The organism is Kribbella sp. NPDC048928 (assembly GCF_043197975.1).
Lineage (GTDB): Bacteria > Actinomycetota > Actinomycetes > Propionibacteriales > Kribbellaceae > Kribbella.
Genome location: NZ_JBICUC010000003.1, coordinates 546,037 through 557,309, shown reverse-complemented (window position 1 = coordinate 557,309; position 11,273 = coordinate 546,037). Strand labels below are relative to the sequence as shown.

The 11,273-nt window shown below is 69.9% G+C and carries 14 protein-coding genes; 2 read left to right on the top strand and 12 right to left on the bottom strand.

Annotated elements, in window-relative coordinates; genetic code table 11:
- Positions 1 to 76: 76 nt before the first annotated feature.
- The 11 genes from lgt to hisI all read right to left on the bottom strand — a co-directional run bounded on the left by lgt (position 77) and on the right by hisI (position 8,581).
- On the bottom strand, positions 77 to 1,090 hold the full coding sequence (gene lgt, locus ACGFI6_RS16085) for a prolipoprotein diacylglyceryl transferase (protein WP_393119093.1): 1,014 nt from the start codon (positions 1,088 to 1,090) through the stop codon (positions 77 to 79).
- Positions 1,091 to 1,162: 72 nt separating this feature from the next.
- Entirely contained in the window at positions 1,163 to 1,858 is a 696-nt protein-coding gene (locus ACGFI6_RS16080) for a DsbA family protein (protein ID WP_393119091.1), read from the bottom strand.
- Positions 1,855 to 2,340: a MauE/DoxX family redox-associated membrane protein gene (locus ACGFI6_RS16075; protein ID WP_393119089.1), complete on the bottom strand. Its 486-nt coding sequence runs from the start codon at positions 2,338 to 2,340 to the stop codon at positions 1,855 to 1,857. Before ACGFI6_RS16075 ends, ACGFI6_RS16080 begins: the two co-directional genes overlap by 4 nt.
- Complete coding sequence (locus ACGFI6_RS16070; protein WP_393119087.1) at positions 2,337 to 2,954, bottom strand: SCO family protein; 618 nt, start codon at positions 2,952 to 2,954, stop codon at positions 2,337 to 2,339. The genes ACGFI6_RS16075 and ACGFI6_RS16070 overlap by 4 nt, the downstream gene beginning before the upstream one ends.
- A gap of 46 nt (positions 2,955 to 3,000) precedes the next feature.
- Complete coding sequence (gene trpA / locus ACGFI6_RS16065; protein ID WP_393119085.1) at positions 3,001 to 3,825, bottom strand: tryptophan synthase subunit alpha; 825 nt, start codon at positions 3,823 to 3,825, stop codon at positions 3,001 to 3,003.
- On the bottom strand, positions 3,818 to 5,029 hold the full coding sequence (gene trpB / locus ACGFI6_RS16060) for a tryptophan synthase subunit beta (protein WP_393119084.1): 1,212 nt from the start codon (positions 5,027 to 5,029) through the stop codon (positions 3,818 to 3,820). The genes trpA and trpB overlap by 8 nt, the downstream gene beginning before the upstream one ends.
- Positions 5,030 to 5,107: 78 nt before the next feature.
- Positions 5,108 to 5,914 carry an indole-3-glycerol phosphate synthase TrpC gene (trpC, locus tag ACGFI6_RS16055; protein WP_393119082.1) on the bottom strand — a complete coding sequence of 269 codons (807 nt, stop codon included), beginning with the start codon at positions 5,912 to 5,914 and terminating at the stop codon, positions 5,108 to 5,110.
- Between the two features lie 13 nt (positions 5,915 to 5,927).
- A complete protein-coding gene (locus tag ACGFI6_RS16050; RefSeq protein WP_393119080.1) occupies positions 5,928 to 6,185 on the bottom strand; it encodes an HGxxPAAW family protein in 258 nt (85 codons plus the stop codon).
- A gap of 58 nt (positions 6,186 to 6,243) precedes the next feature.
- Positions 6,244 to 6,774, bottom strand: coding sequence for a Trp biosynthesis-associated membrane protein (locus tag ACGFI6_RS16045; RefSeq protein WP_393119077.1), 531 nt, complete (start codon positions 6,772 to 6,774; stop codon positions 6,244 to 6,246).
- The gene (locus ACGFI6_RS16040) at positions 6,771 to 8,261 is read right to left on the bottom strand and encodes an anthranilate synthase component I (RefSeq protein WP_393119075.1); all 1,491 of its coding nucleotides are present in this window, start codon (positions 8,259 to 8,261) and stop codon (positions 6,771 to 6,773) included. Before ACGFI6_RS16040 ends, ACGFI6_RS16045 begins: the two co-directional genes overlap by 4 nt.
- Positions 8,258 to 8,581, bottom strand: a complete 324-nt coding sequence (gene hisI / locus ACGFI6_RS16035) for a phosphoribosyl-AMP cyclohydrolase (RefSeq protein ID WP_393119073.1) — start codon at positions 8,579 to 8,581, stop codon at positions 8,258 to 8,260. Before hisI ends, ACGFI6_RS16040 begins: the two co-directional genes overlap by 4 nt.
- Before the next feature lie 88 nt (positions 8,582 to 8,669).
- Between hisI and ACGFI6_RS16030 the strand changes: the two genes are divergently transcribed.
- Positions 8,670 to 9,791, top strand: a complete 1,122-nt coding sequence (locus tag ACGFI6_RS16030) for a dipeptidase (RefSeq protein ID WP_393119071.1) — start codon at positions 8,670 to 8,672, stop codon at positions 9,789 to 9,791.
- Between the two features lie 97 nt (positions 9,792 to 9,888).
- On the opposite strand, the gene ACGFI6_RS16025 is transcribed toward ACGFI6_RS16030, so the two are convergent.
- On the bottom strand, positions 9,889 to 10,674 hold the full coding sequence (locus ACGFI6_RS16025; RefSeq protein ID WP_393119069.1) for a GNAT family N-acetyltransferase: 786 nt from the start codon (positions 10,672 to 10,674) through the stop codon (positions 9,889 to 9,891).
- A 238-nt stretch (positions 10,675 to 10,912) separates the two neighbouring features.
- On the opposite strand from ACGFI6_RS16025, the gene ACGFI6_RS16020 reads away from it, so the two are divergent.
- Entirely contained in the window at positions 10,913 to 11,227 is a 315-nt protein-coding gene (locus tag ACGFI6_RS16020) for a Fe-S cluster assembly protein HesB (protein ID WP_130379542.1), read from the top strand.
- The last annotated feature ends 46 nt before the right edge of the window (positions 11,228 to 11,273 follow it).

Sequence of the window (11,273 nt, the reverse complement as noted above, 5' to 3'; positions counted from 1 at the left end):
TGCCGGACGGAGCCAGCCGCCGTTCACATCACGGTGCGTGTGGTCCCCGTGGTGTTCGGCCGAGACCTCCGGGGTCTCAGTCACTTGACCCGTCGGGTGGGTCGGCCTTGGCGGCCCCGTTGGTCGTCCCCGCTTCCACCTTCTCGTCGGCGTCTTCGCCGTCCTGCGAGGAGTCGTCGGAGTCCTGGGCGGAGTCCTCGCCCTGCGGCTCGGCCGGCTTCTCGTCGGCAGCGGGGCCGGTGGCCGGTCCGGTGCTGATGTCCTCCTGGCCGGGGCGCTTGCGGGCGCTCACGACGAAGGCGACGACGCCGACCACGAACAGGATGATCGCGGTCCACACGTTCAGCCGCAGGCCGAAGATGTGGTTGACCGTGTCGATGCGCATCGTTTCGATCCAGGCGCGGCCGGCGGTGTATGCGGCGACGTACAGGAAGAACGCGCGTCCGTGACCGAGCTTGTACCGGCGGTCGACGAGCAGCAGCAGGGCGACCACGCCGAGGTTCCAGACGGCTTCGTAGAGGAACGTCGGGTGGAACGTCGCGAAGTCGGCGTACCCGGCCGGGCGGTGCTCGGTCGAGATCTCCAGGCCCCACGGCTTCGTGGTCGGGCGGCCGAACAGTTCCTGGTTGAAGTAGTTGCCGAACCGGCCGAACACCTGCGCGAGCGCGATCCCCGGCGCCATCGCGTCCGCGACTGCCAGGAACGGCACCTTCGCGCGCCGGCAGGCGATCCAGGCGCCGAGCGCCCCGAACGCGACCGCACCCCAGATCCCGAGGCCGCCGTGCCAGATCTTCAGCGCGTCGATCGGATGCTTGCCCTCGCCGAAGTACAGCTCGGCGTCGGTGATCACGTGGTAGATCCGCGCACCGACCAGCCCGAACGGGATCGCCCAGAACATGATGTCGGCGAGCACCGGCGCCGAGCCGCCGCGCGCCACCCAGCGCCGGCGGCCGAGCCAGTACCCGACGAAGATGCCCGCCAGGATGCACAGCGCGTACGCGCGGATCGGCACGCCGAGGACGTGCCAGACGCCCTGGCTCGGGCTGGGGATGAACGCCGGAACCGTCACGGCAAGACTCAAACTAGACATGGCAAGTCCGAACGCTACTCGACCCGCCAGAACACGGCCAGGAACCCTCGGTCACGATGCAGCCTCAGACTCTCAGCCGGCCAGCTCGCCGACGGCCTTTTGCAGGCCTTCGGCGCTCAGTTGGTCGCCCTGGAGCTGTTTGCCGTTGACGAAGACGGTCGGCGTGCCGGTCACACCCCGGTCGTCGGCGGCCTTGCCGACCGACTCCAGCCAGCCGGCGTAGGTGTTGTCCTGCAGCGCCTGCTGGTACTTCGCGTCGCCGACGTCGAGCTGCTTGCCGAGCTCGATCAGCTGGTCCGTGTTCCAGGACTTCGAGAAGTCGCCGTACAGCTCGTCGGCGAAGCTCAGCGCCTTCCCGTTCGCGGCCGCGGCGGCGAAGGCGTTCGCCAGCCGCGGCGAGGAGTCCGGGTTCACGAACTGCAACGGCCAGTACGTGAGCGTCGCCGTACCGTCCTCGACGAGCTTGTCGACGGTCGCGCCGCTGTCCTTCTCGAACTCCGCGCAGTGCGGGCAGCGGAAGTCCAGGTACAGGTCGATGTTGATCTTCGCGCCGGCCTTGCCGACCGTGACGCCCTTGCCTGACGTCCCCGGACCGGTGATCACCGTCGGCTCCGGGCGGCCGCTCGAGGTCACCTCGACCTTGGAGTGGCCGCGGTAGTACTGCACGCCGACACCGGCGCCGAGGGCAAGCACCAGGACGATCACCACGATGATGCCTGGTGGGACGCGGCGCTTCGGCTGCTGCAGCAGCGGATTGGTGTTGCTCACGACGCGGTGGCTCCTTGCGGTCCTTGTGATTCGGCTACGACAGCGAACTTACTGGCCGGGTACAACCACAGCCAGCCGGCCAGCACCAGCAGGCCGGCATCGCGCAGGATCTCCTGCAGGTACTTCGTCTGGCCGGGGGCGACCTCGCCGCCGCCGCCGAAACAGCCGCAGTCGATCGACAACCCGCGCGCCCAGGCCGACGACACCGCGACGATGAACACGATCATGAAGACGCCCGCGGCCGCCGCGGACGCGCGGACACCGAAGCCGACGACGAGCAGCAACCCGATCGCGATCTCCAGGAACGGCAGGCCCCAGCCGACCGGCTGCACCAGCGCCGCCGGCAGCAGCTCGTACGCACGGACCGCCTGGGCCGCCGTCTCCGGATCGGAGACCTTCAGCGCGCCGGCGACCAGCATCACGCCACCGAGCAGCAGCCGCGCGCCCAGCGAGACCCACCCGAACCAGCCTCGCCGCTTCACTGGTTGTCCGCCACCAGCTTCCCGAAGTCGTGGGCCAGGTCACCGATGGCGGCGTTAGACAACCAGATCACGGTCGCCTTGTCGTCCTTGCCGAAGCCGATCACCTGCGCTCCGTGACCGACCTCGTACCCACCGGAGGGAAGCTTCTGCATACCTTCCACCGGTACGCCGACGGCCTTCGCGATGTCCTTGACCGACGTCAGCGAACCGGTCAGCCCGACGAACGCCGGGTCGAACCGGTCCAGGTACTTGCGGATCACCGGGCCGGTGTCGCGCGCCGGGTCCGTGGTGATGAACAGCAACTGGATCTGGTCCTGGACCGACTTGTCCAGCTTGGTCAGCGCGGACGCCACATCGGCCATCACCGTCGGGCACACGTCCGGGCAGTTCGTGTACCCGAAGAAGACCAGCGTGACGGGCTTCTTCGTCGACGTGACCAGGTTGAACGGGTTCCCGTCGGTGTCGGTGAGGACCGAGGCAGGCATCGAGTACGGCCGGTCGAGCGTGGCGCCGCGCAAGCCGTTCGGGTCCTGGCTGCTGCGGATGATCGCTCCGCCGGGGTTGTCCGCCTGTGGTTGCTTGCTGCTGCAGCCCGCGAGGGCCAACAGAGCCACCACCCCCAGGAGCAGGGCAGCGTTCCTGTATCGACTCACGGCTTGTCTAACGAGCGGCGGTCGCGCGGGGTTCCCGGCGAACGCCTTCGGAGAGGTCCTCGCCGAGCGTGCGGACCGCGGCCGGACCGCCGTCCTCGAGCGCCTTGACGAAGGCCGAGCCGACGATCACCGCGTCCGCGAACCGCGCCACACCGGCCGCCTGGTCGCCGTTCGACACCCCCAGACCGACGCCGACCGGAACGCCGGTCGCCGTCTTGACCCGGGAGACCAGCGGGGCCGCCAGGTCCGACGGCTTCTCGCGCGCACCGGTGACACCCATCACGGCGGTCGCGTACACGAACCCGCGGCAGTGCGAAGTGGTCATCGCGATCCGCTCGTCGGTCGACGACGGCGAGACCAGGAACACCTTGTCCAGGTCGTACTTGTCCGCGGCCGCGAGCCACTCCGCGCCCTCGTCCGGGATCAGGTCGGGCGTGATCAGCCCCGCTCCTCCGATCCCGGCGAAGTCCGCGGCGAACCGGTCCACGCCGTAGCGCTCGATCGGGTTCCAGTACGTCATCACGAGCACCGGCACGTCGGAGTACGCGGCGGCCTTCTCGACCGTACTGAGAACGTCCTTGGTCCGCAGGCCGCCGGCCAGTGCGGTCTCGGCGGCGCGCTGGATCGTGACGCCGTCCATCACCGGGTCGCTGTACGGCAGGCCGATCTCGAGGACGTCGCAGCCGCCGTCCACCAGCGCCTTGATCGCGTCCACACCGCCGTCGTACGTCGGGAAGCCGGCCGGCAGGTACCCGACCAGGGCCGCCCGGCCCTCGTCGTTCGCCTTCCGGATCGCCGCGCCGGCCTTGCCCAGGGCAACGAGCTCACTCATGAGCGGATCCCTTCTCGCTCAGGCCGAACCAGCTCGCGGCGGTGTCCATGTCCTTGTCGCCGCGGCCCGAGAGGTTCACCAGAATGGTTGCCTCCGGCCCCAGTTCCTTCGCGATGTCGAGCGCGCCCGCGACCGCGTGCGCGGACTCGATCGCCGGGATGATGCCCTCGGTCCTCGACAGCAGCCGGAACGCGTCCATCGCCTCGGCGTCGGTCTTCGGCCGGTACGTCGCCCGCTTGGTCTCGGCGAGCCACGCGTGCTCGGGGCCGACGCCCGGGTAGTCCAGGCCCGCGGAGATCGAGTGCGACTCGATCGTCTGCCCGTCCTCGTCCTGCAGCAGAAACGACCGGGCGCCGTGCAGCACGCCGACCTGGCCGGCGGTGATCGTTGCCGCGTGCCGGCCGGTCTCGAACCCGTCGCCGCCCGGCTCGATGCCGTACAGCTTCACGTCCTCGTCCGGGATGAATGCCGTGAACAGGCCGATCGCGTTGGATCCGCCGCCGACCGCGGCGACCGCGGCGTCCGGCAGTTTGCCGGTCTGCTCGAGGATCTGTGCCCGGGCCTCGTCGCCGATGCCGCGGACGAAGTCCCGCACCATCGCCGGGAACGGGTGCGAACCGGCCGCCGTACCGAGGATGTAGTGCGTCTTGTCGACGCTGGCCACCCAGTCGCGGAGCGCGTCGTTGATCGCGTCCTTCAGCGTCCGGCTGCCGGTCTTCACCGAGATCACCTCGGCGCCGAGCAGCCGCATCCGAGCCACGTTCAGCGCCTGGCGCTCGGTGTCGACCTCGCCCATGTACACCACGCACTCGAGGCCGAGGTACGCGCAGGCGGTCGCGGTCGCGACGCCGTGCTGGCCGGCGCCGGTCTCCGCGATCACCCGCGGCTTGCCCATCCGCTTGGTCAGCAGCGCCTGGCCGATGGCGTTGCGGATCTTGTGCGCGCCGGTGTGGTTCAGGTCCTCGCGCTTCAGCAGGATCCGCGCCCCGGCCACATCCGACAGCCGGGTCGCGTCGTACAGCAGGCTCGGGGCGCCGATGTACTCGCGCAGCATCCGCTCGAACTCATCGGTGAACTCGCGGTCGGCCATCGCCTCGCGCCACGCGGTGGTGAGCTCGTCGAGCGGCGCGATCAGCGCCTCCGGCATGAACCTGCCGCCGAAACGGCCGAAGTGCCCGAACTGGTCGGGCAGCACAGTACTCATCCGACAAACCTTCCAAGCCCGGCCCGTACGGCGCGGGAGAGTTTCTGTCCCGGCGCCGTTTGGACCGGCCCGGATGTACTAGTGCCGCTGCTGGATGGCGGGGTGCGATCCGGCGGCGACGAGGTCGGCGACCGAGGCGCGGGGATCGCGGCCGGTCACCAGAGTTTCACCGACGAGGACGACATCGGCCCCGGCGCGCGCAAACTCGATTACATCATGCGGGCCGCGGACGCCGGACTCGGCCACCCGGACCAGCTCGGTCGGGATCGTCGGCGCCACCCGCGCGAAGGTGTCCCGGTCGACCTCGAGGGTCTTCAGGTTCCGGTTGTTCACGCCGATGAGCTGGGCGCCGGCGTCCACCGCACGCCGCGTCTCCTCCTCGTCGTGCACCTCGACCAGCGGGCACAGGCCGATCGAATGGGCCCGCTCGATCAGCGAGACCAGCGCCTCCTGCTCGAGCGCGGCGGCGATCAGCAGCACCATGTCGGCACCGGCCGCGCGCGCCTCCCAGAGCTGGTACGACGAGACCACGAAGTCCTTGCGCAGCACGGGCACGTCGACCCGGCCGCGGACCGCCCGCAGGTCGTCAAGGCTGCCGTTGAAACGGCGCTCCTCGGTGAGCACCGAGATCGCCGAGGCACCACCCAGCTCGTACTCCCCGGCCAGCGCGGCCGGGTCGGTGATCTCGGCCAGCTCGCCCCTGGACGGGCTGGACCGCTTCACCTCGGCGATCACCGCGATCCCGTCGCCACGGAACACCGGCATCGGGTCCTTGGCGTCCGGCTTGCGCTGGGCCTCCTGCTTCAGGTCGTCCAGGCTGACCCGCGCCTGGCGCTCCGCGAGGTCCGTACGGACCCCGGCGAGAATGTCGTCAAGCACAGTCATGTCCGTCCGCCCTTCAGTGGTCGCCGTCGGCCGGGACCCCGAAGCCGAGCAGCTGCAGCACCTTGCCGGCCAGTGCACCGAGCACTGCGATGCCGACAGAGATCCAGAACAGCACCCAGTTCGGCCCGAGCACCATCGCGATGGCCCCGATCGTGAACGCGACCAGCACGATCGCCACCGCGGTCCACGCCGCCGGGCTGTTGCCGTGCAGATCGTGCGGAGCTTCCTCCTCGATCCGGGCTGCCCCTTGATCCGCCACCGTATTGTCCATAGTTGGCGCCACTCCTCCTCGGGTCGTCCTGTCCTATTGTGGCGGTAGCCCGCCGCGATCAGAGAGTCGGGTCCTCCCCCGCGTCGATCGCCTTCCACTGATCGGCCGGTGTCGCGGCCGGATCACGCTCGTAACGCTGGGTCGCGCGACGCCATCGCTGCGCCGTCACCACGGTCAGCAAACCGGCCGCGACCAGCGCGATTCCACCCGCCAGCGCGAACCACGGCGCCGGCCCGGTCGACTGCGTCACCTGATCTGCCAGTACGTCGCTGAGCTCCGGCCGCAGCCTGCTCAGCTCTGCACCGTCGGGGCGCACGCCCAGGGCAACCACAATCGCCCCCACTCCGAGCAGTACCACCAAACCGCCCAGAACCCGCCGCAGGAACGTGCCGGCGAGCTTGGTGACCACGACGGCGATGACCGCCGCCAGCGCGAGCGTGACCGGCGCCTTGGTGATGGTGTAGCCGTTCAGGTGCACGTCCTGGCGCCCGTTGCCGGGGTCGGCCGAGATCCACGTCAGGTACCCCGACAGCCCCAGCAGCACGAGTGCCACAACGGCGAGCAGGTCGACCAGTCGTTGGGGCCTCATACTTCGCTGAACGTTCCCGCGACCGCGATCGCGTTCAGTACGGCAGCCGCCTTCGTCCGGCACTCTGCGTCCTCTGCCGCCGGGTCCGAGTCGGCGACGATGCCGGCACCGGCCTGTACGTACGCCGTTCCGCCCCGGAGCACCGCCGTCCGGATCGCGATCGCCGTGTCGGCGTCGCCGGCGAAGTCCAGGTAGCCGACCACGCCGCCGTACACCCCGCGCCGGGTGATCTCGAGCTTGTCGATGATCTCCATCGCGCGCGGCTTCGGTGCCCCGGACAACGTACCGGCCGGGAACGCGGCGGTCAGCGCGTCGAACGCGGTCCGGCCGGCCGCGAGCTGGCCGGTGACCGTCGACTCGAGGTGCATCACGTGGCTGTAGCGGCGGACGTCCATGAAGTCGACCACTTCGACCGTGCCGGGCGCGCACACCTTGCCGACGTCGTTGCGGCCGAGGTCGACGAGCATCAGGTGCTCAGCGCGTTCCTTGGCGTCCGCGCGCAGCTCCTCCTCCAGCGCGTGGTCCTCCTCGGGCGTCACGCCGCGGCGGCGGGTGCCGGCGATCGGGTGCAGGATCACCTTGTTCTCGGTGACCTTGACCAGGGCCTCCGGGCTCGAGCCGACGATGTCGAAACCGTCCAGGCGGACCAGGTACATGTACGGGCTCGGGTTCGACCGCCGGAGCACCCGGTAGATGTCCAGTGCCGAGGCGCTGCTCTGCAGCTCGAACCGCTGCGAGACGACGATCTGGAACGCCTCGCCCGCGCGGATCTCCTCCTTCGCGTGCTCGACCGCCTCGCGGTACTCCACACTCGAGCGCTGCCGGTGCGGGTCCGGCTCGGCCTGCCGGTCGGCGCGCACGACGTACGACGGGGTGGGCCGCGCGAGATCGCGCTCCATCGCGTCCAGCCGGCGGACCGCGTCCGCGTACGCCTCGTCGACGCGCTCGTCGGAGTCGTCCCAGTTGACCGCGTTCGCGATCAGCCAGATCTCGCCGGTCTCGTGGTCGAGGGCGGCCAGGTCGGTCGCGAACAGGAACGTCAGCTCGGGCAGGCCGAGGTCGTCGGTCGTTGTGTCCGGCAACCGCTCGATCCGGCGGACGGCGTCGTACCCGAGGAAACCGACCATGCCGCCGGTCAGCGGCGGCAGGTCCGGCAGCCGCGGGGTGTGCAGGATCTCGAGCGTCTCGCGGAGCGCCCGCAGCGGGTCGCCGGTCTGCGGCAGGCCGACCGGCGGGTTGCCCGTCCAGACGGCCTCGCCGTTGCGCTCGGTCAGTGTCGCGGCGGAACGGACGCCGATGAACGAGTACCGCGACCAGACGCCACCGTTCTCCGCCGATTCCAGCAGGAACGTGCCCTCGCGCTCGGCGGCAAGCTTCCCGTACACCCCGATCGGCGTCTCCGCATCGGCCAGCAGCCGCCGGGTGACAGGGATGACGCGGCGGTCCTTCGCGTAGTCGCGGAACGTCTCGAGATCCGGGCTGTTCATGCCTTGATCTCCCCGTGCTCGAAGCAGCTGCGGGTGCCGGTGTGGCAGGCCGGGCCTTCCTGGTCGACGAGGACCAGCAGGGTGTCCGCGTCGCAGTCGACGAGGATCTGCTTCACGTGCTGACGATGGCCGCTGGTCTCGCCCTTCACCCAGTACTCCTGGCGGCTGCGGGACCAGAACGTACTGCGCCCGGTGTCCGCGGTCCGGCGGACTGCCTCGGCGTTCATCCAGCCCACCATCAGGACCTCGCGCGTGTCGTACTGCTGCACCACTGCCGGGATCAGCCCGGCCGCGTCGTAGGTCAACTCGTCGATAGTCACCCGTCCATTGTCGCTGATCACAAATCGGGCCCCGACCACGGTGTACACCGACGAAGCCCGGCGGGGCGATTGCTGACAGGATGACTACATGACGAGTGCGGCGCGGGTTCAGACGGTGCTGGCGGACCATCCGGTGATCGACGGGCACAACGACCTGCCGATCGCGTTCTACGAGTTGTGCGGGTACGACCTGGACGCGTACGACCTGGCCGGGCCGGTGCCGGCGCTGAACACGGACCTCCCGCGGCTGCGTGCGGGGCAGGTCGGCGCCCAGTTCTGGTCGCTGTGGGTGCCGCAGGACGAGCATGCCGTCCGGCGGACGTTCGAGCAGCTCGACTTCGTTCGCCGGCTCGTCGAGCGCTTCCCGGACGACCTCCAGCTCACGGACACCGCCGACGAGGTGGAGGCGGCGATCAAGGCCGGGCGGATCGCGTCGCTGATGGGCATGGAGGGCGGCCACTCGATCGGTGAGTCGCTCGGCGTACTGCGGGTGATGCGCGCCCTCGGCGTCCGGTACATGACGCTCACCCACAACCACAACGTGTCCTGGGCGGACTCGGCCACCGACGAGCCGGTGCTCGGCGGGCTGAACGAGTTCGGCGAGGAGGTCGTCCGGGAGATGAACCGGATCGGCATGCTCGTCGACCTCTCGCACGTCTCCGCGGACACCATGCGGCACGCGCTCCGGGTGACCAGCGCGCCGGTGATCTTCAGCCACTCCTCGTCCCGCGCGGTCTGCGACGTACCGCGGAACGCACCGGACGACGTCCTCGAGACGCTGGCCGGCAACGACGGCGTCTGCATGGTGACGTTCGTACCGGCGTTCGTCTCCCAGCCGTACGTCGACTGGCTCGGCGGGCTGCATGCACTGGCCAAGGAGCACGACCTCGAAGCGCCTGAGCACCTCGAGAAGGTCCTGGCGATGTACGACGTACCGCGGCCCGACGTCACGCTCGCCGACGTGGTCGGGCACGTCGAACACGTACGGGAAGTGGCCGGTATCGACCACATCGGCGTCGGCGGCGACTACGACGGCTGCCCCGAGTTCCCGGTCGAACTGCCGGACGTCGCCTCGTACCCGGTCCTCTTCGAAGCCCTCGCCGACCGCGGGTGGAGCGACCAGGACCTCGGAAAACTTGCCGGCGGCAACATCCTTCGAGTCCTCCGAGCCGCGGACGACGCCGCTGACTCGGCTAACGACAGGAGGTAGTGCCTCGATCGCCCGGTCGGCGCGCAGCGCTGAGCGTGGCGCCGGCCGAGCGGGCGCACTACCTCCTGTCGTTAGGAGGTAGTGCGCCCGCTCGGGTTCAGGCGGTTCGGTACTGGGCGCGGATCTCGTCGAGTGGTGTGAGACCGGCTGCCTGGTACGTCGCGATTGCGCCTACGTTGGTGCCGGGCGTGACCGTGTAGACGCTCGACGAGCCGAGCTCCCGCAGCGTTCGCGCGCAGGCGAGCACCATCGCGGTGCCGTACCCACGACCGCGGTGCAACCGGTGCACGCCCATCGGCTCGATGTACCCCGGGCGCCCCTCGCCGGCCGACCAGACGGTCGCCGCAGCCACCGATTCACCGAGCTGGTTGCGCAACACCAGACAGCGTGCATCGGCGTACGCCGGCCCGTCCGACATCGCGAACCACCGCTCATTGGTGAACGTCGACCCGTCGAACGAGGCGCGCTGTACGGACGTACGCTCATGCGCCTCCTCCGCACCGATCACGTCGACCCGCGCGCCCGGGTCCGGCACCGGGTCAGCCAGATCGCGCCGGATCGGGACCCACGGCACGTCCGCGTTCCAGCCCTCCTTGAACAGCAGGTCCTGCACCAGCGCGCCCATCGGCGCGTCGACGTACACCTTGCCCTCGATCAGCACCCCACCGGCCGGCGTCGCCACGTCGTCGGCGATCCGCTGCGCCAACTCCTCGTCCCGCTGCAACTCCGGCGCAATCGCCAGCCGCAACCAGTCCGGCTCATCGAGCAACCCGACCGCGACAATCTCCCCACCCCGCCGCCACACCCGCGTAGCCGCAGCCGTCCGCTCCTCCCCGAACCGCCAGAACCACCCCAAGTCCCCCGGATGCAACTGCAACCCCACCCCCTCGCGAGCCCACCCCCGCAGGACCCCCAGCACATCCGCCAACTCCCCAACCCCCACCAACCCCAACCGAATACCCATCCCCCCATCCCACACCACCACCCCCACCCCGCCACAACCCACCACCCGGACCGGCCAGGCAACCCCACGCCGCACCAAACCGGAGTGGGTGGGGTTTGGGTTTTTGGGGGGCGGGCACGGGGCGGGGGCTAGTGACAACCGACGGATGGAGTGGGCTGTGCTGACCCTGACAGAGAACGCGACGCTGGTGATCAAGAGCATCACCGGGGTCGAGGGCGCGCCGGACGGGGCCGGGGTGCGGATCTCGCAGGAGAACCCGGCGGATCCGGCGCTCGCGGTGACTACGACCGAGGCTCCGCAACCGGGCGACCAGGTCGTCGAGGAGGCGGGTGCCCGGGTCTTCCTCGAGCAGAACGCCGCGAACGCCCTCGACGACAAGATCCTGGACGCGGCGGTCGACGACAAGGGTGGTGTCGAGTTCCTGCTGGTCCCGCAGCCGGGGCCGAGCAACGGGGCCGCGCCGACCCCCTGATCAACACGTTTTGACTGGTCGGCCAGCGAAATGCGGGGTTCCGGAC